Here is a 23,853-nt window from a genome sequence, read left to right on the forward strand (position 1 = left end):
GCTAAGTAATATCGAGCGCGGAGACTTTCGGTCTACGATCAAAGCTCGGAATGAACCGGCGCGTAACAAGAGCGATTCCGAAAACTCCTACAATCCAACTGCAAAGATTCCCCCAGCCCACTCCCGTCAAGCCCAACCATCTGGAGAAAAACCACACGGCGAGCGGGCTGACGATCATTTGCGAGCATGCCACCATCGCAAACGGCTCCACCTTGAACGAACGCGGCCAATACGTCATGGAGAGCGCGATGTTTCCAAGCCACAAGGCAGCGAAAAGAGGCAGCACTTGGGGGATGCTCATCAGTCGCTCGCTGAAACGTGGAATGTAGTGAAGAAACGAAATTGCCACGAGTGCGGCCGCGAACCCTCCGGTAGCAACCGCCACCGTGCGCAAGAACGTCATCCGGAAATCCCTATAGGCATCTTGGATGGCACCTTCCGCAACCTTGCGGGCAAAGCGCGGAAACATGGTGAGGCACCAGAGGGACGATAAGCCGATAAGAGTCGATCCGATCATTCCACTGAGCCCGAGCTTGGCCGATTGTTCCGGGCCCAGGGTCTTGAATACAATCGGCTGCTGGACCTGCGAAACCAAGACACCCGAGATGTAGGTGAGGCTTGCGCGTCGGATCAGAAACCCCAATTCGGTTTTGAGTTCTTTCGCGCGAACACCGGAAAAATCCCCGGATGGCCATAGGGCCGGAAACTTCCGGCGCAACGTCATGCGCTGGAAGATATAAACGGCCAGTGCTGAAGCGCTGAAGGAAAACAAACTGGCTCCGCTTAGGAGCAGAACCCACTGAACGGGATACTGCACCAGCAAGGAAGAGAAACGCAGCTTGCTGATCGCATCCACCCGTCCGCTGCCATAAACGACCTGAAGCCTGCCTTCTTGGGAGCCGGTAAGAGCTGTGGTGCACACGGTCGCAAGCCACATGGCCTGCGTCGCGACAGATGCCTGTCCGGACCAATAAAGATAGCCTATCCCGAAGACTCCACAGAACAGACCGAAGCCAAGCGCGACCTTATTCATCCAGCTGACCGCCACATGAATGAAACTCGAATCCGGCCCTTCCGTGCCGTCTCCGTTAGCCTTGCACAGGTGGGGAGTCATCTGAGCGATCGACGCACTGGCCCCCAAATCGAAGAAAGCCTTTAGAGAAACGAGACTGAGAAAGAGGTAGTAGAGGCCCTGCTCCTGTGCACTCAATGTCCATACGACGACCACCGAGCCGATCGGGCCGAGAACCATTCCGAGGCCACGTCCGACACCGGCCAGTGCTACACTGCGGTCCAATCCCAGCAGTTTGATCAGTCTTCGCGGCACAAGCTGGAAGGGGAAAATAAGTCGATCTGCGGGACGTAGCGCATGACTTCCGCCGCGCGCATGGGAAGCGCGCCGGGGAGGAGCCTACCCCGAGCTCCTGCCGCTTTCCACTCCTGCTCGGCGAAGGAGAGCAGGCTCTGCGGCCGACCGGAACCGACGTTTTCAATCAAGGGGTTTCCAGGAGCAAGGTCGGTTCTGACGAGGGCGTTCAAGAAGTTCCGGGCGACCTGTTCGGCGGGAACGAAATCCCGCACCTGCGCGCCTTTGGACATCGGGAAATCTTCACCCGCCGCCGCGGCCCGGCGCAGGCTAGGCCAAAAGCGATGGGCTGGCTCACCAGGGCCATACACATGAAAAGGACGCAGGATGATTAACTCCAGCTTACGCTCTACTCCGAGGCCCAAGGCCGCCATCGAAGCCGCAGCCTTCGACGAGTGATAAGGTGCGGTCGGTTCCAGCGGCGCAGTAACAGGGATGTAGTCGAAGCGTTCGCCGCTTCGTCCATATTCGAAGCAGGATCCAGCGATTACCAAGCGCTGGACGCCAGCGTCCACGGCCAAGACCCAAAGTTTCAACGCCGCCGAAACATTCCAGCGGAAGCAAGCCTCCCAATCCGCCTCGCGCAGATCCATGCCGTGCGCCGCAAGGTGGACCAGTGCATCACAACCCCGCAGAGCGGAACTCCAGTCCTGATCAAGATCCCCCTCGATCCACAGAGGTTCCCTCGTCAACGCAACGCGTGGGACCGAAGCCGGACGCCGGAGGGCAACCACCGCATGGGATTCGCGGAGCGCCAATTCAAGAAAGTGGGAACCTATCAAACCGGTTCCACCAGTTAGAAAAATACGCATTTCTGCTGGGACGTAGAATCAGCCTTCGCGAAGCAGGGAAGATCAGACCGGTGCCGAGACGCGCCCGGCAATAAAGTTCCGGATGACCTCAATCATGTAATCGATCATTCCGCGCGTGAGGCCTGGGTAAGTTCCCAGAAACAGCGTGTTCTGCATGATATGATCCGCCCCGGGGAGATTTCCGGAAATGCGCAGCGCGTTTGGATTGTCGCGACGGAGTTGTACGAATGCCGGCTGGCGGACCAGATTCCCGCCAAACAGCATCCGGTTCCCGATTTTCTTCTCGTCGAGATGGGCGGCGAGTTCGGTACGGGTGAAAGGAGCGCCCGGCCTCACCGTCATCTTGAATCCGAACCATGAGCAGGAACTAAGGCAGCCGCTGTCGTCCCATTTGAAGGAGGAGGTAGGCCTGTCACCCGGTTCCGGCGTAGCGGAAGACGATGGCGGAATCCAAGCAAGCGCGTGGGTAGGGAGGGCGAAATCGATATAGTCTTCCAAACCGTGCAGCCCGCGGCGGAGAAGTTCCCAGTTGTCTTTGCGAGCTTCGATGAAATTCGGCAGGCGGCGGAGCTGAACCCGGCCGATTGCTGCCTGAGGGTCGAGCGGCTTCAAATTGAAGCCCAGATGGCTGTAGATATACTTATGATCGTAGCCATCGGGAAGTTCGCCAAGCTGCCACTGGAAGCGCCGGGAACAGGTGTTGTCCTTCCCGGAGGGACACCAACAGTCCCGGCCCCAGTCACGGAAGCTTTCCGCGTAGGTCTTCAGCGCCGGACGGCGGATGATGTTGACCGCGCCGCCCTCGCCCATCGTCAGATGGTGCGGAGGATAGAATGACTGCGTGGAAATATCGCCGAAGGTACCTGTGTAGGCGGTCAAGCTTCCATCCTTCACCGATGGAAACCGTCCCGGCGTGCCGGCGTTCTTTTCCGCAAGCTTGAGAAGGTGATCAAGACCCAGCCGCTTTGCCTGCTCCACCGGAAGCGAGTAAGTGCAGCCAAGGGCATCGCAATTATCTTCAATCAACCACAAGTCGTGCCGCTGGCAGAACTCAAGCACCGTCGAGAGCTCAAAAGGGTTGCCCAAGGCATGCGCCATCATTACTGCCTTGGTCCTGCCAGGCGAAAATGCATTCTCCAGAAGCGAGCAATCAGCATTTCCCGTGAGGGGGTTCGCGTCGATGAAGACAGGCACCGCACCCGCTTGGATGATCGGTGTAACCGTAGTGGGGAAGCCGGCCGCAACCGTGATTACTTCATCACCAGGACGGATGCGTTTGTGATCGGGAAGTTTGTGGGTTGTGAGTGCCGAGAAGGCGACCAGATTGGCCGATGATCCAGAGTTGACCACCAGCGTGTGCTTGACGCCCAGAAACTCGGCGAGTTCCTTCTCAAAGGCTTCCCCCTCCACTCCCAGTGTGAGCCAGAAATCGAGCGTGGAAGAAACCGCTGCCTCAACCTCATCGGAGGTGAAAACTCTCCCGGCATAGGGGACCGTAGTCTGGCCCGGGATGAAGGAGGCATGCCCGTCATGGTTCCCCGGCAGGTTGGCAGAGTGGGTGAGCTTGGAGAACTCACGCGTGAGGCGGAGGATCTCGACTTTAATTTCGGAGGGAGACATGTTGGATATTCAGTCAGGAAGCCCAAGCCAATCCTCTTTCGGTTGCTGCGCCCTGATACCTGGCGATGTGCCTGCGCGTGATTTCGAGCGGAGAGTCACCCGTCCCTTCGGCAAGGTACCATTCCGCGGCAGTTGCCACCGTCTGCTCGAAATTCCACACCGGCTGCCACCGCAGCAGATGGAAAGCCTTGTCGACGGCTAAATTCAGCTTCGACGCTTCGTGCGGTGCGCCCGGATCGGAAAAGTCGATCCATTGCCCTCCGGCGCATTTCACCAACTCCTCGACGAGTTCCGCGACCGAGCGGTTGCTGGCAAGCGGCGGACCGAAATTGAAAGCGGAAGCAAACAGTTCAGGCGAGGCATCAGACGCCAACGAAGCGGCGAGATGGAGATAACCAGAGAGAGGTTCCAGAACGTGCTGCCATGGCCGGGTGGCCTGCTTGTTTCGGACAGCGATGGCTTCACCTTTTCTCAGGGCTCGGATACAGTCTGGAACGATGCGATCGATCGCCCAGTCACCGCCACCGATCACATTCCCCGCACGGGCGCTAGCCACTTTGACGGGACCTGCGGCGGGAAAGAACGAACGGCGATATGATGAGATAGCGATTTCCGCGGCTCCTTTACTCGCGCTGTAGGGATCATGCCCGCCTAAGATATCCTCTTCACGATACGCATGAAGCCACTCCTTGTTCTCGTAGCATTTGTCGGTGGTAATGCAAACCACGGCGCAGGGTCGGCCGGCGGTCCTCACGGCTTCCAACATATGCACTGTTCCCATGACGTTGGTGGCAAAAGTCTCGACCGGAAGATCGTAAGATAGCCGAACTAAAGGCTGGGCCGCGAGATGGAACACCACGTCCGCCCGGGCAGCGCACAATGCTTCTTCTAATGCGGCCCGATCGGCCAGATCAGCCCGGGTGTCCCCGGCCAAGCGATTGGTAAGCTCGAGTTGGTTGAAGAGCAGTTCATGCGGTTGCGGATCTAGCGCATACCCATGCACTTCCGCTCCTAATAGGCACAGCCACTCTGCCAGCCACGATCCCTTGAAGCCGGTATGGCCGGTCAAGAAGACGCGCTTGCCTTTAAAAAAGCCTTGGAAAGCAGCCATACTATGCAGGAGATGAATATTTGATCTAACTCCACGACTTCCAAGGTGCTCCCCCTTGCTCCCAAAGAAGCTCAAGTTCGTGCTTGTCGCGGAGGGTGTCCATCGGACGCCAGAATCCAGAATGTCGGAAGATGCCAAGCTGCTTCTCGCGAGCCAGCGACTCAAGTGGTTCCCGCTCCCACACCGAGTTGTCCCCGTCGATGGACTCGAACACGGAAGGCTCTAGAACGAAGAAGCCGCCATTGATCCATGAGCCATCACCTTGCGGCTTTTCTTGAAACGCTCCGATCTTATCTCCGTCCAGTTGCAGGGACCCGAAGCGCCCTGGCGGTTGGACACCCGTTAGTGTCGCCTTGAGACCGCTGCCGAGATGGAAATCGATCAGAGAAGTAATGTCGACATCTCCAACTCCGTCTCCGTAGGTGCAACAAAACGTAGACTCGTCAAGGTATTCACGAACACGCTTAATTCGCCCCCCTGTCATAGTCTGGTCTCCAGTATCGATGACCGTAACGCGCCACGGTTCTGCCTTCTTGCGATGGACCTCCATTGTATTCGATCGCATATCGAAGGTGACATCCGACATATGCAGAAAGTAATTTGCGAAGTACTCCTTAATAAGGTATCCCTTGTAGCCAGCGCAAATAATGAAATCATTAATGCCGTGCGCGCTGTATATCTTGAGAATGTGCCATAGAATAGGGCGACCGCCAATTTCCACCATTGGTTTCGGCCTAAGGGCGGTCTCTTCGCTGAGACGCGTGCCCAATCCCCCAGCAAGAATGACTGCTTTCATGAAAAAATGAATACCTCCGAAATCTCCAGAACTGATACACCATCAGACAGCGTGTCTAACTCCTTGAGCGCTCCATCTAGTATAACCGATATTCCCGTCCCACTTGCAGAGACCACCCTCCCAGAAACGTGATCTGCAGGCCCGAGCAATCTTCCATTTTTCGCTTCTCCCAACGGGGATTGGGTACTGAAAAAATGAAGCTCGGTTAGGCCCGACCCTTCTTCGCGCTCAAGAAAGCCGGTGCAGCGAGCCCGGCACGGCCCGCTTGCCTTCCCACCGGTTCAATGACGGGAACTGGCTGAATGCTCTCCGAGCGACGAAGGTTATCGAGCATCTTGATCATGCCCGCCATTACAATCATCTGCGGAAACTCGATCCGGTAAGAACCGAAGACCAACATCGACCAGAAAGGATAGAGCAAGGGAGGAACACACAGGTAACCTATATAGGGAAACAAGGGATTCCGGAAAAAATAGCGCATTGCTTTCAGAGCCCGATTGAAGGCCACACCCATGAAAAACAGCGCGGCAACCAGCCCTACGACTCCTGTGAACCGGATCGTTTCCACGTGGAATCCGTGGTAGCTTCCTTGGGATAGCATCTGTTCCTGTGAATCGGCAACTGGACCGGAGTAACCGTCAATCGAGTCAAGAATCGCGCGCATCTCCACGGTGCTTAGGGCAAAGCCGTCTCCCAGTGCTTTGTTCTGGATATAGCGGTCCGTGGTGAGCGCGAGCTTCCACATCTCGAAGCGCCAACGCGTGCTATTCTCCGCATCCTCTCGAGCATCGGCCCGAACTTCCACGGGCAAGACCGAAAGCACCCGCTGGATCCCGAACGGCATCGATTTTATCTGTCCGCTCATCAGGAGAATCGCCAAGCCAACCATGCAGACCACCCCCACCGCCACTACGTCGATAACCTTTCTGCGGGCCAAGGCCGAGGCCACATAAATCGCGCCTAGGTAGGCGACCCCGCTTCGGAAACCGCTCAGTAGCACCATGGCACTACCGATTGCCACGCTGAGAAAAATCACTGGACGGAACGGGCTCAGGCATTTCAGCGGCCTGATCATGCAAAAGCAGGGAACTACCAAGGCCTTGCCGAGCATCGCGAAGCCACTCCCACCACGGGAAACGTCCAGATCCACAGAAACCGAGCCAGCTTTCGCGACCATCAAATTCGCATTCGAATAGAAGCGTAGTACCATGCTCCCGAATGACGGAGATCGGTCCGAGATCATCGCGATCAGACCGTCACCAAGCGCCAAGACGATCATTCCGATCACGACAAGCCGGATTGTCTTTGCCTCCGGCCTTACAAACGCCAGACAGAAATAGGCGGCAATCGCCGCCGCGAAAATGTAATAGGGCTTACCGCCCGCGAACTGGCCGCCAAAAAATAGCAGGCCAGCGGGATTCCGGAGATACGCTTGGCCCACCACCACTGCCTGCAGCAACACGGCAATGTCCAAGAGATCCAAGCGAAACGAGAATTCTGGCCGCCGCATAGCAAGCCGAATCACGAACATCGTGAACACCACCACCATTGCTAAAGCCCAAACAGGAGGCGATCCCGAGATCCCGTTAATCGTTCCTTGGAGGATTGCGGCTAGCGGAATGAGGCACCAGATGTTCTTCCCCAAAGCCAAGACGAACGCGATCCCCAGGAAGCCTGCTACCCAGGCAACCGCCTCGAAACTCGCTGTGGCAGCGGCCACGCCGAGGTAAACCGCGAACATCGCGGCCAACACGATGATGAACAGGCCCTTGATCTGACTGGATTCCATGAAACGCGGTGATGCGGGCGGGAGTCTTCCCCGCCGGGAATGTCAATAGAAGCTCAAAAACGCGAGCGGCAAGGCAAGCTGCCGCCCTTGGTCACCCGCAGGTCGGGTGATTGAAAACGATCTGAAGTCCTGAATATCTGGCGGAGCAGAGTTCCATGCCCGATTGGCGATACTCTTGCCTGACCTGATGCGACTGTTCAATAAAAAATGAACAAACCATGGCTTCACTTTCAGATCGGCGGGTCATTTTTGCGAATCCTTGAATCTCAATCGCCTTGATGCCCGCGGGCGAAGGAAGACCGCTTTCCCCTATATCGGTACGCGCCTGAAACCGGCTCTCTGCCTTCGGTCAGCGAAGGCTGGCGTCCGGCACGTGACTGATGGGACACCAACCGGGCGATGGGACCACGCAGGCAGGTGATGTCGCGGGTGCCCAGATGATAGCGGTGGAGGCCGAGGCCGGGATGGCCCATCACCACCGCGGGAGATTCGCAGAAGCGGGCGGAATCGCTTCCGCCAAGGGCCCGTCGGCATCATGGCGGATCAGGCCGTTTTCGGAATGTGGACGAAGGCCAGCATGGGGAACCTTCAAACGTCGCGCCGCAACTCCCACTTGTCATGGCGATGCGAAATCGCGAGGCCGTTCTCGCGGGCAAAGCGCTGGACTGCGAGGCGGACCCCGTCCCAGCCCCAGTCATCGCCCAAGAGGATCCCGCCGGGGCGGACCAGATCCCAGTAGGAGACCAGATCCTGATAAACATCTTCTTCCTCGTGGCTGCCGTCGATGTAGATCAGGTCGGCCCGCACGTCGCGCAGCGCGAACCACTGCGCCGCGGTGACCGAGGGAACGGGAAAAGGAGTGATCATCCCCTGCCGGCCGGCGCGGCAAACATTGGCGAGGAATTGGTAGTAGAGCGTGGGATAGCCGTGTTTGAGGGCCAGGGCTCCGTGGCGGTCCGCGTCTTCCAAATCGGTCCACATCTCCAAGGCACCCAGCCAAGTATCGACGCAGAGGATCTCCGCATCGAGCCCTAGACGTGCGGCGTGGCTGGCAAGTGTCAGCGCCGAACCGCCCTTCCAGGTGCCTACCTCGATGATCCGCCGCGGGCGCAGCGTCTCGACCAGTTCGCCGAAAGCCGGCGAGTCCGAACCCCATCCCGAGGCGTCCTCCGGATAGGACTGCCAATCGAAACCCTGATAGGGATCGGCCTTGTGCAGGAGCGGCCTGACCGCACCCATGAAGTCACCGCCGGACGAGCCCTGCCGCGAGGCGGTCCGCAAACGCCGGAGGCTGAAGCCGCAACGATAGGCGATGCCCTTGATCCAACTTTGCGCGTGGCGGGATAGCGGCATGAAAACAGGACGGCGGCACGGTGCCACGGTCGTTTGGTTAGATGATCATGCCCGCGGCCACGGTCTCGTTCGAGCCGGGGTCGACGAGAATGAAGGAGCCGGTCTGGCGATTGCGGCGATACGAATCGTGGATCACGGGCTGCGCGGTGCGCAGGGTGATGCGGCCGATATCATTCATCGCGAAGGTCCCGGCACCCTCGACCTTGTGAAGCGTATTGATGTCCACGATGTATTTCACTTCGCTGACGATCGCCTGCATCTCGCGCGTGGTGTGGCGCAGGATCAACTTGGCGCGGGAAGACATCGGCTTGTTCGAGAACCAGCAGATCATCGCCTCAAGATCCTGGGAGGTATTGGGCGGGTTGTTCTTCTTAACGATCATGTCGCCGCGCGAGATGTCGATCTCGTCGACGAGCGTCAGCGTCACGCTCTGCGGCGCGAAGGCTTCATCGAGGTTACCGTCCGCGGTGTGGATCGACTTGATGCGACTCGTGAAGCCGGAAGGCAGCACCGAGATTTCATCGCCGGGCTTGAAGACGCCGCCGGCAACCCGACCGGCATAGCCGCGGAAGTCATGCCACTCATCACTCTGCGGACGGATCACCCACTGCACCGGGAAGCGCGCATCCACATGGTTCTCCTCGCCGCCGACATACACGTGCTCCAGATGGTAGAGCAGCGAAGGACCTTGGAACCACGGCATGTTCGTGGACTTGTCCACCACGTTGTCACCGTTGAGCGCGGAGATCGGGATCGGCGTGATGTCGACGATGTTGTCGAGGCGCGAAGCGAACTCCTGGTAGTCCTTCACGATCTGGTCGTAGACCTCCTGCGAGTAATCGACGAGGTCCATCTTGTTGACCGCTACAACCACGTGCTGGATCCGCAGCAGGTTCGCGATGAAGCTGTGGCGCTTGGTCTGCTCGATCACGCCCTTGCGCGCATCCACCAGGATGATCGCGAGATTCGCGGTCGAAGCACCCGTCACCATATTCCGGGTGTACTGGATGTGCCCCGGAGTGTCCGCGATGATGAATTTGCGCTTCGGCGTGGCGAAATAGCGGTAGGCGACATCGATAGTGATGCCCTGCTCGCGCTCGGCCTTCAGCCCGTCTGTTAGAAGAGCCAGGTCGACGTGACCATCGCCGCGGCGCTTGGACGTCTCTTCAATTGCTTCGAGCTGGTCTTCGAAGATCGACTTGGAATCGTAGAGCAAACGGCCGATAAGGGTCGATTTGCCGTCATCGACGGAGCCGGCGGTAGTGAAGCGGAGAAGATCCATGGGAAGCTAAAATCAAAAGGGCTGAGAGGAGAGCGCGGAGATCAGAAGTAACCTTCCTTCTTCCGGTCCTCCATCGCGGTCTCGGAGCGCTTGTCATCGGCGCGGTTGCCGCGCTCGGTCTGGCGGGCAGCGGCCACCTCTTCGATGATCTTCTCCATCGTGTCGGCGGCGGATTCCACGGCGCCGGTGATGGTCGCGTCACCCATCGTGCGGAAGCGGATCGTCCTGCTTTCCACCGTCTCGCCTTCGCGCGCTTGGACGAACTCGGAGATCGCCAGGATCGTGTTGTTCCGGGTGACCGTGTTGCGGGTGTGAGCGTAGTAGAGACTCGGCAGGACGATGCCCTCGCGCTGCATGTACATCCAGATGTCCATCTCCGTGAAATTGGAGAGCGGGAACACGCGGAAGTGCTCGCCGGGATGCTTGCGGCCGTTGAAAAGATTCCACAGCTCCGGGCGCTGGTTCTTCGGGTCCCACTGGCCGAAGTCGTCTCGATGGGAGAAGAAGCGCTCCTTGGCGCGAGCCTTCTCCTCGTCGCGGCGGCCGCCGCCGAGCATCGCGTCGAATTGGTATTCCGCCACCGTATCCAGCAGGGTGGTCGTCTGGGCGCGGTTGCGGGAAGCGTTCGGTCCCTTTTCCTCGACCACCCGACCTTCGTCGATCGACTTCTGAACCGAACCGACAATCAGGCGGGCTCCGATCTTTTCCGCGAACTCATCGCGGTACGTGATGGTTTCCGGGAAGTTGTGACCCGTATCGACGTGTACCAGCGGGAAGGGCATCCGCGCCGGATGGAAGGCCTTGCGGGCGATCCATGCCATCACGATGGAGTCCTTGCCGCCCGAGAACAGCAGGCCGGGGTTCTGGAACTGCGCCGCCGTTTCGCGAAGGATGAATATCGCCTCGGCTTCAATCTGATCGAGATGGGAGAGCTGGTAGTTCGGCACGGGATCGGTGGTCGGAAAACTGGGGAGCTGCCGCTCGGCGGAGGGCGGGAGGAAAAGGCCGGGGACGGACCCGACGCAAGGAATAATTACTTAATTGAGTAACTTGATAATGTATTAGGCGCTCGCGAGCCGCCCGCTTACAAAATCAAGCACTTCCGAAACCGCGTCCTCCACCGTCATGCGCTCGGTATCCAGCACCAGTTCCGCATTCTGCGGCTCCTCGAAGCCGCTGTCGCGGCCCGTGAAGTGGGCGACTTCTCCCTTGGCGGCCTTGGCGTAGAGGCCTTTTACATCCCGGGCCTCGCAGGCGGCATAGCTGGCTTTCACGTACACGAGAGCGAGGTCTTCTTCGAGAATTCCACGGGCCATGTCGCGATGCATACCGCGCGGGGTGATCAGGGAGCAAAGGACGATCACACCATTGTGGGCCAGGATCTTGGCCAGCTCCGCGGTCCGCCGGATATTCTCCAGGCGGTCGTCGTCGCTGAAGCCGAGATTGGCATTCAGCCCGGTCCGCAGGTTGTCCCCGTCCAGCCGGATCGTGAAGCGGCCCTGCTGGTGCAGCACCCGCTCGACGCCGGAGGCAATCGTCGATTTCCCCGATCCGGAAAGCCCACAGAACCAGAGCACGATGCCTTGCTGGCCGAGAAGGGTTTCCTTGTCGTAGCGGGGCAGGGTGGCGTGCGGGTGAATGTCAGTCATGCGTTGGTTTCGGGATCCTAGCAGGGAAGGCATGGGCCGTCAGGGAGATTCGATGGAGAGTTTTGGCATCTCTTCAGGGCTCAGCGCTCGTCACGGTCTTCCCGGATCGCCTTGCGAATCGCTTCCATGTCCAACGGAGCATCTGCGAACAAACGGCCATTCCGCTCGACCACTTCAGCCTGTGGAACGTCTTCCTCCATGTTGGAATCATCCTCCGACAAGCAGCATGGGTCAAGGCTGGCTCCCAACGGTCAAGAACCCGTCATCCGGTCCCGCAAGCTGTACCAGAGGAAGAGCGAGTTGTAAGTGAAGTAGCGCCGGAATAGCCGCCGCGGCTCCGCGGCAATCCGATAGGCCCATTCCAGCCCCAGCTTCTGTAGCATGGCAGGTGCTTGCGAGACCTCCCCGGCATGGAAGGCAAACGCGGCACCGATGCCAAAATAAACCCCCGGTGGCAGACGGTCCTTGTGCCGGGCGATCCAGCGTTCCTGCTTCGGACAGCCGAGGCCGACCCAGATCAGATTGGCCCCGGACTCGCGGATTCGTTCGCAGATCCGTTCAAATTCGCCCGCGGGCCACTCCCCGAACGGCGGCGAATGCGTTCCCGCCAGAGCCACACCTGGAAAATCCCGGGCAAACACCGTCTCCAGTTTCGCCAGGGTGGACTCCTTGCCACCGAGCAGGAAGTGCCGGAACTGAGGATGACCGGCGCTCGCCTTGAGCGTTTCCAGCATCAAGGTCGGTCCGTAAACGCGGTCGGTCAGCCGCTCCTCCGCCGGCAGTGCGGCATTGAGCGACCAGACCAGTGGCATCCCATCCGGCACGATCAGATCGAAGCGGCTCATCGCCTCGCCAAAGGACGCATCCGAGCGAGCGAGTGCAGCAACATGCGTGTTCGCGGCCTCGACCGCCAGCGGCACCGCGGTCACGGGAGCCCGGTCGAGCACCCACTGCACCGCCCCGGCGTAGTCGGTGCAGGCCAGCGGCAGGCCGATGACGGAGTGCGTGCGCATCAATCAGATCCTGCAGAAAGGTTCGACCGGCCGGAGACCCTCGGTGTCTTCCATCGCCCCCGCACGGGCGGCTTCGCTCCGGAAGAGATAGAGCGCATACCCGCCATAGCCCCCGCCGCAGTATTTGGCGGCCAAGGCACCGGCGGGATCGGGCAGCGGTTTCATTCCCTCCTCAAGCTGGGTTCCATGATACAGATCGATCGCCTCCGCCAGCAGCGCGAGATTCTCGCCCAGCACCGCCTCGCGCGCGATCCGCCCGGATTCCGCGATGCGATTGTAGTCGCGAGGATAGTCCACCACCCCGGGCGTATCGTGCTGGCCCGCGGTCCAGAGAATCGCCATTCGCCCGGCAAGGAAGTCGCCGTTGCGCTTGAAGTCGAGCACCGGGCGCGCGCCGGAGCGCCACACGCAGACGCCGGTCTCGCGGATCACCGCGGGATCTTGCCAGCCCACACCGAGGTCGAGCTCGGAATCGATGCCGTCCTTGCCATTGAGCAGCGCCCAGGCCCCGCTGCCGCCAAGCCCGGCTTGCTTTTCGTAAGGCCACTCGCGCAAGGAAACCAAAGGCGAGATGGCGCAATTCACCACATACTCCCCTGCCCTCGCGAAGCGCGGAACATCAAGCCAGCCACCTGCAAAATCCACCCGCAAGGGTGCTTCGGTCGGCGCTTGCACCCAGCGCACGATCGACGAAGTGGAGACCGGTTCAAACTTCGGCGGAGTCTTCGGAAGGACGCGATACTCAGCCCCAACCTGCGCACAGAGTTCTCTCTTCAGCGGACCATATTTGTCGTCGTCCGTCACCAGCAGCATCGCCGGCCGGATGCGCAAGAAGTCATCCTTGAAATCGAGCCCTTCGTCATGGCCGTGTGTCACGACCACCTCGTCCACCATCCGGAGACCTTGGAGCAAGGCCCGCTTGTGATCATCCGGAACGGAGGACTTGCGGCGCTTGTGATGCCACAGCACTTCCGCGGACGCGAAGGACACGATCAGATAATCACCCTGCGTCCGCGCTTCCTCAAAGAACTGGAGATGACCGGCATGCAGGATGTCGTAGCAGCCGCTGACGAAGACTTTTCTCACGGAGGCGGAAAGCGGAAGGCGGGAGGCGGAAAGCGTGGTCAGCCAAGATGGCGAATCAAGTTGGTAAGCTTTCGTCCGACTTTGTCCGCCAATTCAAGAATGAGAGAAACCGAGGGATCCGCCAGGAATCCGATTTTCTCGAAAGTCAGAGCCATGGATGCCAGTTCCGCTGTCGATCTGCGCGCAATGTTAAGAAACTGCACGAACTCCTTGTCATGGTGACTCGCCGACCCCTCGGCAATGTTGTTCGAAGGCGAGAGCCCCGCTGACCGAAGCTGCTCCGCGTATCGAAACCACTTCCGTTCAACAAGATCATCGGCAACGCGATGGCAGGCCACCGCCAGTTCAGAAGCGTCTTGCCAGACCTCCAGGTCTTCAAAGCGAAAGTGCGGTCGTCCCATCGGATGCCTTTCGCTTACCGCCTACCGAATCCCGCTTACCGACTTTACTCCATCGCCACCGAGACCTTGTGACCATGTGCCGCCAGCAAGGCGTGGCTCTTCGCCGCGTCGAGGTCCGAGGCGACCATCTCGGCGCACATCTCCTCCACCGTGATCTCCGGCACCCAGCCGAGCTTCTCCTTCGCCTTCGCGGGATTGCCCAAGAGCGTTTCCACTTCAGCAGGACGGAAGTAGCGGGGATCGACGCGAACAATCACGTCTCCCTTCTTCACCGCTGGCGATTTTGCAGGATCGGCGGAAACCACTGTCGCGATTTCCTCCACTTCGCTGCCGCTGAATTCCAACTCGATCCCGGCCTCACGGGCGGACATGCGGACGAATTCCCGGACGGAAATCTGCTTCCCGGTGGCGATCACGAAATCATCCGGCTGCTCCTGCTGCAGCATCAGCCACTGCATGCGCACGTAGTCCTTGGCGTGGCCCCAGTCGCGCAGCGAATCCATGTTGCCGAGGAACAGGCACTTCTCCAAACCTTGGGAAATGTTCGCGATCCCACGGGTGATCTTGCGGGTCACGAAGGTCTCACCGCGGCGCGGGGACTCGTGGTTGAAAAGAATGCCGTTGCAGGCGTAAATGCCATATGCCTCGCGGTAGTTCACCGTGATCCAGTAAGCGTACATCTTAGCGACGGCATACGGCGAGCGCGGGTGGAAGGGCGTCGTCTCCGTCTGCGGGATCTCCTGGACGAGACCGTAGAGCTCGGAGGTCGAGGCCTGATAGAAACGGGTCTTCTTCTCAAGCCCGAGGAAGCGGATCGCCTCCAACAAACGGAGCGTGCCGATGGCATCCACGTCCGCGGTGTATTCCGGCGATTCGAAGGAAACCGCCACGTGCGACTGCGCGCCCAGGTTGTAGAGCTCGTCCGGCTGCACCTCGCTGATGATGCGGGTCAGGTTCGAGGTGTCCGAAAGATCGCCGTAGTGCAGGCGGAAGCGGTTGTTCTCCACATGCGGGTCCTTGTAGATGTGATCCACACGCTGCGTGTTGAAGGAAGACGCCCGGCGCTTGATGCCGTGAACCTCGTAGCCCTTTGCGAGAAGTAACTCCGCAAGGTAGGAGCCGTCTTGCCCGGTGATGCCTGTGATGAGTGCGCGCTTCATAGAAAGCTTTGAGATGGGAGGAAAGAGTTGGGAGTTAGAGAAGAGAGTTTCGGAACGCGTGGATCATTCGGCTGATCTCGTCCAGTTCTTTGAGAGTGGCTTCGGGCGGTTCCGCAAAAGCCTGCTCTCTAGAAAGAAGGATCAGGATATTTGCTGTTTCAAATATGGATCGCCGAGAAAAATTGAAAAACTGAGCGAACCCGGGCTTGGAGTAGCTGCCCGAGCCTTCGGCGATATTATTGGTAATACTGAGGGCAGCTGCACGAAGTTGTTCCGCCCACGGTACTGCTTTTTTTGCTCAAGGACCCCGGCCATGGAGAAGAGCACCGGACTCAGGGCCGCAGCACGTTGCCAAATATCCAAGCTCTCGAATCGGAATGCCATCGGGTTTACTCTACGCTCCAAGCTCTTTGCTCCCGGCTCACAGTCTTGCTTCGCCGGAGGAAAGTTTCGAGAGGAAGTCCTGATAGGCGGCCGCGAGGCCTTCACGGAAGCCGATGACCGGAGCCCAGCCCGTGGCTTTGATCCGCGAGACATCCATCAGCTTGCGCGGCGTGCCGTCAGGCTTGGAAGGATCGGTAAGGATCCCGCCGCTATAGCCGACCGTTTCCGCGACCAAGCCGGCGAGTTCGAGGATGGTCACATCATCCCCCACCCCGACATTCACCCAGTCCGGCGGGTTCTCGAGACCGAGCAGGTGGAAGCAAGCCGCCGCGAGATCGTCCACATGCAGGAACTCCCGCCGCGGCGTGCCGGTGCCCCAAATCGTGACGTCCGGGGCACCGGCGACCTTCGCTTCGTGGAAGCGGCGGATCAGTGCAGGAATGACGTGGGAGTTCTCCGGATGGTAGTTGTCGCCGGGCCCGTAGAGGTTCGTCGGCATCGCCGAGTGATAGAGCAGGCCGTGCTGGGCGCGGTAGTGCTGGCACAGCTTCAGCCCGGCGATCTTGGCAATGGCGTAGGCTTCGTTCGTCACCTCCAGCGGACTGGTGAGCAGGCAGTCTTCCGGCATCGGCTGAGGCGCCATCTTCGGATAGATGCAGGACGAACCGAGGAACAAGACCCGCGGCACTCCGGCGCGGCGGCTGCCTTCCACGAGGTTCGAGGCGATCGCCAGGTTCTCGTAGATGAAGTCCGCCGGGTAGGTGGCATTTGCATGGATGCCGCCGACCTTCGCCGCGGCGATCACCACGATCTCCGGCTTCTCCTCCTCAAGGAAATCGAACACTCCCCGCTGGTCGGTCAGGTCGAGCCGGCTGCGGCCCGCGGTGAGGACTTCATGGTCGCCGCGGCGTCCGGCCTCGCGCACCAGCGCCGAGCCAACCATCCCGCGATGACCGGTGATAAGAATCTTGGACATGGCTTCAGTGGGGGGAAAGGAAGCGAGCGCCGCGACGACCTCGTCGAGTTGCTCCGTGGTCAATTCGGGATAGACCGGAATGCTGATCACCTCCATGGCGAGCCGATCGGACACCGGGCAGTCGACCAGCGAGTTCGCCGGCAGATTGGCAAAGCACTCCTGCCGGTGCATCGGCACCGGGTAGTAGATCTCGCAGCCAATCCCCTTTCCCGTCAGGTGCGCGCGCAAGGCATCGCGCCGACCCTCGCCCGGGACCCGCAGCGTGAATTGGTTCCAGACGTGACCCATGCCCTCCACCGCGACCGGCAGGATGTAGCGGTCACCGGCAATCTCCGAAATACGGCGCGTGTAGTACTCCGCATTCCGCACACGGCCCGCGGCGTACTCCTTGATGTGGCGGAGCTTCACCCGCAGCAGCGAGCACTGCAGTGCATCCATCCGGAAATTCCCGCCCACCAGCGAATGATAGTAGCGCGGATGCATGCCATGATTGCGCAGGCGCAGCAGCAACTCCGCCAAGGAATCGTCATGGGTCGTGACCAAGCCACCATCCCCGAAGCCGCCGAGGTTCTTGGAAGGGAAAAAGCTGAAGCACCCGACCTCGCCAATCCCGCCGCAGATCGCCCCCTTGTAGGTCGCCCCGAAGGATTGCGCGATGTCCTCGATCACCTTCAGCCCGTGCTCCTTGGCCAGGGCCTGGACTCCATCGAGATCCGACGACTGCCCGTAGAGGTGCACCGGCATGATCGCCTTGGTCCTCGGCGTGACTTTTGCTTTCGCGGCCGCCACATCGATCCCGAAGCTCACCGGGTCCACGTCGCAGAAGACCGGCGTCGCACCCGTGCGGGCAATGCTCCCCGCCGTGGCGAAGAAGGTGAACGAAGGACAGAGCACCTCGTCGCCCGGCCCGATGCCAAACGCCATCAAGGCGATCAGCAGCGCATCCGTCCCGGATGAAATCGAGATCGCATGCTTCACTCCCAGCTCCGCGGCGCACTCGCGCTCGAAGGCATCCACTTCTTCCCCGAGGATGAAGCGGCCGGAGCGGAGCACCTTTTCAAAGACCGACTTCAGCTCATCTTCGAGCGGCAGGTTCTGGGCGTTAACGTCGAGGAGCGGAACAGGCATGGCAAAAATTCCAAATCGTGAATCTCAAAGTCTCCGGTTAAATTCCGGATCTTAAATTTCAAATCTCAAATCTTAAATTTCAGATCGCATACGGTCGGCGTCACGCCTTCACCACCTGCCCATCGGGAGTCGTGAAGGTGGCCATGGCATTGCGCGTGTCGATGATCAGATCGGACCAATCCGACAACTGCTGAAGATTAAAAGCCGCATGGTGCGTCGAAATCACGATGCAATCCTGCGCGCGGATCGTCGCCTCGTCCCACTCCACCGAGCGGACGCCCGCCCAATTCATGTGCTCGCGAGTCGGCCCCACGACCGGCACATGCGGATCGTAGTAGGAAACCTCCGCACCCAGACGCTTGAAGCCATCGAGCAAGGCGAAGGTCGGCGACTCGCGCATGTCATCCACGTTCGCCTTGTACGCCAGACCCAGTAGTAAAACCTTGGAACCTTTCACCGGCTTGCCGCGTGAATTGAGCGCCTCCATCGTACGATGAACCACGTAGTCCGGCATCCCGCGATTGATCTCGCCGGCCAGCTCGATGAAGCGTGTATGCACCCCGTACTCGCGGGCCTTCCATGTCAGGTAGAACGGGTCGATCGGGATGCAGTGCCCGCCCAGTCCCGGCCCTGGATAGAAAGCCGTGAACCCGAAGGGCTTGGTCGAGGCCGCCCGGATCACCTCCCAGATGTCGATGCCCATCTTGTCCGCGGCGATCTTCAGCTCATTGACCAAGCCGATGTTCACCGCGCGGTAGATGTTCTCCAGCAGCTTCGTCAGTTCCGCCACCTTGCAAGAACTCACCGGCACCACCTGCTCGAAGGCTGCTTCGTAAAGCGCCACGCCCGCTTCCAGACAGGCCGCGGTCACGCCGCCCACCACCTTCGGGATATTCGTCGCGGAGAACTTCGTATTGCCCGGATCCTCGCGCTCCGGCGAATAGACCACATAAACTTCCTCCCCTACCTTGAAGCCCGCCTTCTCGACGCGGGTTACCACCTCTTCATCCGTCGTACCGGGATAGGTCGTGCTCTCCAAGCTCAGGACCTGCCCCGCCTTCAAGTGCGGGACCACCGCCTCCACCGTGTGGACCACGTAGCTGAGATCCGGCTCGAAGTGCTCGTCCAGCGGCGTCGGCACGCACAGGATAATCGCGTCCAGCGTCGAGACGATCGCAAAGTCCGTCGTCGCCTCCAGCTTCCCGGAAGCCAGCGCCTCGGCCACATGCTCGCCGGGGATGTGCTTGATGTAGCTGCGCCCTTCTAACAAGGCCTGCGGCTTTGCCGCATCGATGTCGATCCCGACAGCCCGGAAACCCGCCTTCGCATAGGCAAGCAAGAGCGGCAGGCCGACGTAACCCAGACCGACCACCCCGATGGCGGCACTCCGGTCCGCGAACTTCTGCTGGAGACTCATGAGGAAACAATAGTGCCGCGCTCAGGCGACCGGCACGAAATCGCGGAAATACTCGATCGTCTTGCCGATGCCGGTATCGAAGGACACCACCGGCTCCCAGCCGAGGATTTCTTTCGCACGCGAGATGTCCGGCTTGCGCACCTTCGGGTCATCCGGCGGCAGCGGCTTCGGGTCGATCTTCAGTTCAATCTCGAACACCTTCGCAATTGCTTCGGCGAATTGCCGCATGCTCATCTCGTTCGGATTCCCGCAGTTCACCGGCAGATGGAAATCGCTGCGAGCAAGACGCCAGATGCCTTCCACCAGATCCGAGACATAGCAAAAGGAGCGCGTCTGCGACCCGTCGCCGAAAATCGTCATCGGCTCGCCGCGCAGCGCCTGGCCGATGAAGGCGGGCACCACCCGGCCGTCGTCCAGACGCATCCGCGGGCCGTAGGTATTGAAGATGCGCACGATCTTCGTATCGAGCCCGTGGGCGCGGTGATAAGCCATGGTCGCGGCCTCCGCATAGCGCTTCGCTTCATCGTAGCAGGAGCGCACCCCGATCGAGTTCACGTTGCCCCAGTACTCCTCGCGCTGCGGATGGATCTCGGGATCGCCATAGACCTCGGAAGTCGAGGCCACCAGATAGCTCGCCTTCTTCTTCAGCGCCAGATCGAGCGCGTTGTGCGAGGCGTAGGAGCCCGCCTTCAGCGTCTCCACCGGGATCTGCACGTAGTCGATCGGGCTCGCCGGCGAGGCCATGTGGAAGACGAAATCCACCGGACCCTTCACGTCGAAGGGCTCGGACACATCGTGCTCGATGAATTCGAACGCCGGGTTGTCCCCGAGATGTTCGATATTACGGGCATGGCCCGTGACGAAATTATCAAGCGCCACCACCCGCAGGCCATCCGCCAGCAGGCGATCGACGAGGTGGGAGGGCACGAATCCGGCACCGCCCGTTACGACGGCGGTTTTGCCTTTGAGATCTAGGATCGGCTTCATGTGTTTTTCGGGGGAGGACGGAGGGACTAAGAAAGCTGCCGCCCTTGGTCAGTTGCCCCGGTGCGGAGCAAAACCAATGCCGGTGCTTGGAAGGAGGTGGAGTTCAGGCGGCTTCATCAGAGCGCCTTGGCGGGGCGATGGATCGAAAAATCGGACATTTGTTCAATCCAAAATGAACTAATCGGCGTTCCGCGATCATGTCATGGCAGGGGTTTGCGCGGCAGCAGCAGGGAAAACAGGTCCACTTCGATGACCTGCTCACGGCCGAGGAATTCCAAGAGCACCTTCACCCGCTCCCTGGCCGGCAGCACTTCCACCACCGTCGCGCGCACGCCGCCGAGCGGTCCGTGGGCCAGTTCGACCTCCTCACCCTCGGTGATCCGCGGGCCGACGGTCAGCACCTCCTCGCCCCCTTGGCGGGCCACTTCGTGACGGAGCGCGTCCACGAAATCGTCCGGCACCGAGGGGACTTTCCCGCCGAAGCGCACGATCCCGCGCACCCCTTGGCTATACATCACCGCCCGCTCCTCCGTCTCCAGGCTGAAGCGGGCCAGCACGTAGCCGGGGAAAAGCGCCTCCACCCACCAGATCTTCCCGCGGCGGGTCGCCTTGCGGTAGCGCAGCATCGGACAAAAAACCTCCACACCCTCCAGCCCGCGCAAGTGCGCGGCGGCCACGGATTCGCGCTTGGTCTGCGTTTTCAGGCAGAACCACGCGAATTCGCCGGGGAGTGGTATCTTCATTGGCCCAAGACTTTTTGGAGCAGCGGCAGAACGAAGCGTCCCCGCCCGATCCAGTATCCAAGCTGTTTTACCCGCGCGTCGTAGAATTCGCGCCGCGCCGGATCCTCCTCCGTGGCCGCCACCTGCAAAAGATTGCCCACCTTCGCCTGACCGCTCTCCAAGTGCGGCCGCACCTGCTCGCGGATGAAGCCGCCAACCAGCCGCTTCAACTCGGTCGAGGCCTCGTAGTAGCTGCGGCGGGAGCCCTCGATCTCGATCTCCCGCACCGCCCCGAGCGTCTTCAGCGCCCGCAGCCCTTGGCTCGCCGAGCCCTTGCTGATGCCCAGCCGGTTGACCAGATCGTCCAGCGCCAAGGGCTCCGGGGAAATGAACAGCAGCCCGTAAATCTCCCCGATCGATCGCGGCAGGCCAAGCACCTTCACCCCGTCCACGAAAACCTGGATCACCTGGGTCTCGATCGGACCCAGTGACGGGAAGTCCCTGATCTCATCCTCTTCGCGCAACGGCGGCACGCCCTCGTGATAGCTCGTAAACCTAAAGTGTTCAATCTCAAATGAACAAACCCCTTCACGCCTCAAAAAAACCCGCAAGCCCTCTTCGCGAAGCGCCTCTCCGATTGATGATTGGAAGATTAGTGATTGATGATTTCAACAATCCCCCTTCCCGCCAAATGCCCCATCCACCGGCCAAAATCCAAATTCGGAAACTCCCGCGCCGCCTCCGCGCCCAGATCCTCCAAACTCCGCGTCCCATCCATCGTCGCTAGCAGCTTCTCGTGCCCCTCCGGATACCGGCAGGTCGCATGCCGGGCATCCACCACCGGCTGACCATTCCCGGCAAAGTAGCGATTCAGCCGTGAAACTGTGGGAAACCCCGGCACCTCGGTAGCCGACTCCACCCCATCCGCCCGCAATTCCAGAGTCCCCATCCGCGCGGAGTGGAAAATCCACTGCGCGATTTCCTGCGAATGCCGGGTCGGCTCCCAACCACCGCCAAGCCGTGCCGCCGTCTCCTCCATCAGCTGCTGCACCGGCACGCAGCTCGCGCAATGGCCCTCCACCACACCGCGGAAGGCCTTCACCACCCTGCTCTCCTCCCCCGCCTCGGGCAAGGGCCGCTCGCCCAGCCCCACCGCGAATTGCAGCACCACCGCCGTCGTCGTCGCATCCTCAAGCGGTGCCTCCTCCCGGCAAAAAAGGCTGTTCCGGTGGGTCCGCCCCGACAGCAGATCCAGCATCTGCTGCAGCAGCAGCGGCTCCGCCGCCAAAGGGGCCAGCGCCTCCAGCGCCGCCGGATCGATCCCGTCGGGCAAATTCTCCCGGATGTCCGCCTCTCCCAAATACCGCAGCCCCCGCTCCGCCGCCCAACCGGCGATCTGCGCGAAGTAAACCGCATCGCACACCGGCGCGAAGTCATCGAAGGGCAGCACCTCCGGCCCCTTCCGCACGATTTCCCGACACGCCGCCTGCAAGTTCGCCGCATGCGCCGTGGCCGATCCCGCCATCGCCGCCAGCGATTCCGCCACCTCCACCACATTCCCGCCCAGCCCTGCCGCCGCCGGATTCCCCGCCAGACTGCGGATCAGCGGCACCACATCCCGCTTCAGCGACCAGCCCGGCAGCGTGTTGTAGCTGATGCACGCGATCCCCGCGTTCGACAGCACCTGCCCGCACAGATCCAAAATTTTCGCCTTCACCGCATCCGGCACCCAGGAAAAGACCCCGTGCACGATCAGATAATCACAGGGATGAGATGGCCGCCAATGCTCCAAGTCCGCCACCTCGAACAGCACGTTCTCCAGCCCCGCCTCCCACGAGGCCTTCCGCGCATTCCGGATCGCCGTGTCCGAGTAGTCCAGGCCGGTGAACTCGCTCTTCGGATAACGCGCCGCCATCGGCAGCAGATTGTGTCCCGACGCGCAGCCGAACTCCATCACCTTGCACCCTCCCGGCAGCGGCAGCCGCTGCAGCCCCGCAATCCGCGCCGCCACCGCCAGCCGCGAAATGTCCGTCACCGGATGGCTCAGCGCCGGATAGCGCTTTTCCGAATAGAGTTCGCGCACCGGATCGTTCATCCGACCATTCAGGCCAAGCACCGTGCACAATTCAACCCCAACCCGCCCCGCACCGTTAGATCCCTGCCCGCCCTGAATACTGAAAACTAGCAAACCCCTTCCAGCTCCCCACTGATCACTCGGCACTCCACCCTTCTCCCCGAATCCCGGCATTGACACCCCGCTCCGCGGGACGTAGGGAATCGGCCCCGCGCGACCAGCGTCAAACGGCGGAGTAGCCAAGTGGTAAGGCATCGGTTTGCAAAACCGCTATTCGAGGGTTCGATTCCCTCCTCCGCCTCCATCATAATCGCCTTATGATGATCGCCTTCGATGGCAGAAATGGGGGGTGAAATGGCCTAACAACGCCAATTTGCCGAGCAAACTGCACGAAGCCAATCTTCAAGCCTCGCCCGAAAGCTTTCACGCTTTAGCTCCTCCACATGAGGTAAGGGATCTCTTCCTCGGTCAGGCGAACGACGTGGCGGGGCTCTACAAAGCGGTGATGCCGGATCCGGTGATTCCCCTGCTGGCACCGGGAGCTCAGGTGATCGCGGAACTGGCGGTTTTCGACATTTCATCGCCTAGCCCCGGTTCAGAGCAGATTTGGAATGGAAGAGTCCCGCAAGTGATGCTGGAACCCGAACTGCCCGAAGGAAAAATCATCAAGCCGCTCGGGTGTATAGGCCCGATCTAACCGGGGATCGAATCTGGGTTGGGCTGAGCG

Annotated in this window: 22 protein-coding genes, 1 tRNA gene and 1 pseudogene; 2 read left to right on the top strand and 22 right to left on the bottom strand. The window is 60.4% G+C overall.

Annotated features, from left to right (window positions below; genetic code table 11):
- Position 1: 1 nt before the first annotated feature.
- From ABWK72_RS13395 to ABWK72_RS13500, 22 genes and pseudogenes are all read right to left on the bottom strand, one after another.
- Positions 2-1,327, bottom strand: a complete 1,326-nt coding sequence (locus ABWK72_RS13395; RefSeq protein WP_367875298.1) for a lipopolysaccharide biosynthesis protein — start codon at positions 1,325-1,327, stop codon at positions 2-4.
- Positions 1,312-2,178, bottom strand: coding sequence for an NAD-dependent epimerase/dehydratase family protein (locus ABWK72_RS13400; protein ID WP_367875299.1), 867 nt, complete (start codon positions 2,176-2,178; stop codon positions 1,312-1,314). The genes ABWK72_RS13395 and ABWK72_RS13400 overlap by 16 nt, the downstream gene beginning before the upstream one ends.
- 42 nt (positions 2,179-2,220) lie before the next feature.
- On the bottom strand, positions 2,221-3,798 hold the full coding sequence (gene rfbH / locus ABWK72_RS13405; RefSeq protein ID WP_367875300.1) for a lipopolysaccharide biosynthesis protein RfbH: 1,578 nt from the start codon (positions 3,796-3,798) through the stop codon (positions 2,221-2,223).
- 13 nt (positions 3,799-3,811) lie between these two features.
- Positions 3,812-4,909, bottom strand: coding sequence for a CDP-glucose 4,6-dehydratase (gene rfbG / locus ABWK72_RS13410; RefSeq protein WP_367875301.1), 1,098 nt, complete (start codon positions 4,907-4,909; stop codon positions 3,812-3,814).
- 25 nt (positions 4,910-4,934) lie between these two features.
- Positions 4,935-5,705, bottom strand: a complete 771-nt coding sequence (rfbF, locus tag ABWK72_RS13415; protein ID WP_367875302.1) for a glucose-1-phosphate cytidylyltransferase — start codon at positions 5,703-5,705, stop codon at positions 4,935-4,937.
- Positions 5,706-5,910: 205 nt separating this feature from the next.
- Positions 5,911-7,494 carry a hypothetical protein gene (locus ABWK72_RS13420; protein WP_367875303.1) on the bottom strand — a complete coding sequence of 528 codons (1,584 nt, stop codon included), beginning with the start codon at positions 7,492-7,494 and terminating at the stop codon, positions 5,911-5,913.
- 588 nt (positions 7,495-8,082) lie between these two features.
- Positions 8,083-8,847: a class I SAM-dependent methyltransferase gene (locus tag ABWK72_RS13425; RefSeq protein WP_367870084.1), complete on the bottom strand. Its 765-nt coding sequence runs from the start codon at positions 8,845-8,847 to the stop codon at positions 8,083-8,085.
- A 37-nt stretch (positions 8,848-8,884) separates the two neighbouring features.
- Positions 8,885-10,129 carry a sulfate adenylyltransferase subunit CysN gene (gene cysN, locus ABWK72_RS13430; protein WP_367870085.1) on the bottom strand — a complete coding sequence of 415 codons (1,245 nt, stop codon included), beginning with the start codon at positions 10,127-10,129 and terminating at the stop codon, positions 8,885-8,887.
- Between the two features lie 41 nt (positions 10,130-10,170).
- Positions 10,171-11,076, bottom strand: a complete 906-nt coding sequence (cysD, locus tag ABWK72_RS13435) for a sulfate adenylyltransferase subunit CysD (protein ID WP_367870086.1) — start codon at positions 11,074-11,076, stop codon at positions 10,171-10,173.
- A gap of 114 nt (positions 11,077-11,190) precedes the next feature.
- Positions 11,191-11,778: an adenylyl-sulfate kinase gene (gene cysC, locus ABWK72_RS13440; RefSeq protein ID WP_367870087.1), complete on the bottom strand. Its 588-nt coding sequence runs from the start codon at positions 11,776-11,778 to the stop codon at positions 11,191-11,193.
- 251 nt (positions 11,779-12,029) lie between these two features.
- On the bottom strand, positions 12,030-12,791 hold the full coding sequence (locus tag ABWK72_RS13445; protein WP_367870088.1) for a WecB/TagA/CpsF family glycosyltransferase: 762 nt from the start codon (positions 12,789-12,791) through the stop codon (positions 12,030-12,032).
- Between the two features lie 3 nt (positions 12,792-12,794).
- Positions 12,795-13,877 (bottom strand): adenylyltransferase/cytidyltransferase family protein, encoded by a 1,083-nt coding sequence (locus tag ABWK72_RS13450; protein WP_367870089.1) that lies wholly within the window; start codon positions 13,875-13,877, stop codon positions 12,795-12,797.
- A 38-nt stretch (positions 13,878-13,915) separates the two neighbouring features.
- Positions 13,916-14,278 (bottom strand): four helix bundle protein, encoded by a 363-nt coding sequence (locus ABWK72_RS13455; RefSeq protein WP_367870090.1) that lies wholly within the window; start codon positions 14,276-14,278, stop codon positions 13,916-13,918.
- A gap of 44 nt (positions 14,279-14,322) precedes the next feature.
- On the bottom strand, positions 14,323-15,438 hold the full coding sequence (gmd, locus tag ABWK72_RS13460; RefSeq protein ID WP_367870091.1) for a GDP-mannose 4,6-dehydratase: 1,116 nt from the start codon (positions 15,436-15,438) through the stop codon (positions 14,323-14,325).
- 34 nt (positions 15,439-15,472) lie between these two features.
- A complete protein-coding gene (locus ABWK72_RS13465) occupies positions 15,473-15,685 on the bottom strand; it encodes a four helix bundle protein (RefSeq protein WP_367875342.1) in 213 nt (70 codons plus the stop codon).
- 174 nt (positions 15,686-15,859) lie between these two features.
- Complete coding sequence (locus ABWK72_RS13470) at positions 15,860-16,798, bottom strand: GDP-L-fucose synthase family protein (protein ID WP_367875343.1); 939 nt, start codon at positions 16,796-16,798, stop codon at positions 15,860-15,862.
- An 84-nt stretch (positions 16,799-16,882) separates the two neighbouring features.
- A pseudogene (locus ABWK72_RS13475) lies at positions 16,883-17,926 on the bottom strand (DegT/DnrJ/EryC1/StrS family aminotransferase); the annotation flags it as partial.
- Positions 17,927-18,026: 100 nt separating this feature from the next.
- On the bottom strand, positions 18,027-19,343 hold the full coding sequence (locus tag ABWK72_RS13480; protein WP_367870092.1) for a nucleotide sugar dehydrogenase: 1,317 nt from the start codon (positions 19,341-19,343) through the stop codon (positions 18,027-18,029).
- A gap of 21 nt (positions 19,344-19,364) precedes the next feature.
- On the bottom strand, positions 19,365-20,330 hold the full coding sequence (locus tag ABWK72_RS13485; protein WP_367870093.1) for a UDP-glucuronic acid decarboxylase family protein: 966 nt from the start codon (positions 20,328-20,330) through the stop codon (positions 19,365-19,367).
- A gap of 200 nt (positions 20,331-20,530) precedes the next feature.
- Entirely contained in the window at positions 20,531-21,073 is a 543-nt protein-coding gene (locus tag ABWK72_RS13490) for a transcription termination/antitermination protein NusG (protein ID WP_367870094.1), read from the bottom strand.
- The gene (locus ABWK72_RS13495; protein WP_367870095.1) at positions 21,070-21,585 is read right to left on the bottom strand and encodes a GbsR/MarR family transcriptional regulator; all 516 of its coding nucleotides are present in this window, start codon (positions 21,583-21,585) and stop codon (positions 21,070-21,072) included. Before ABWK72_RS13495 ends, ABWK72_RS13490 begins: the two co-directional genes overlap by 4 nt.
- Before the next feature lie 119 nt (positions 21,586-21,704).
- The gene (locus ABWK72_RS13500) at positions 21,705-23,147 is read right to left on the bottom strand and encodes a methyltransferase regulatory domain-containing protein (protein ID WP_367870096.1); all 1,443 of its coding nucleotides are present in this window, start codon (positions 23,145-23,147) and stop codon (positions 21,705-21,707) included.
- A 208-nt stretch (positions 23,148-23,355) separates the two neighbouring features.
- On the opposite strand from ABWK72_RS13500, the gene ABWK72_RS13505 reads away from it, so the two are divergent.
- Together ABWK72_RS13505 and ABWK72_RS13510 are read left to right on the top strand one after the other, a co-directional pair.
- Positions 23,356-23,430, top strand: a tRNA-Cys gene (locus ABWK72_RS13505).
- A gap of 45 nt (positions 23,431-23,475) precedes the next feature.
- Positions 23,476-23,823 (top strand): hypothetical protein, encoded by a 348-nt coding sequence (locus tag ABWK72_RS13510; RefSeq protein WP_367870097.1) that lies wholly within the window; start codon positions 23,476-23,478, stop codon positions 23,821-23,823.
- The last annotated feature ends 30 nt before the right edge of the window (positions 23,824-23,853 follow it).

It is taken from the genome of Luteolibacter sp. Populi, from assembly GCF_040801775.1.
GTDB lineage: Bacteria > Verrucomicrobiota > Verrucomicrobiia > Verrucomicrobiales > Akkermansiaceae > Haloferula.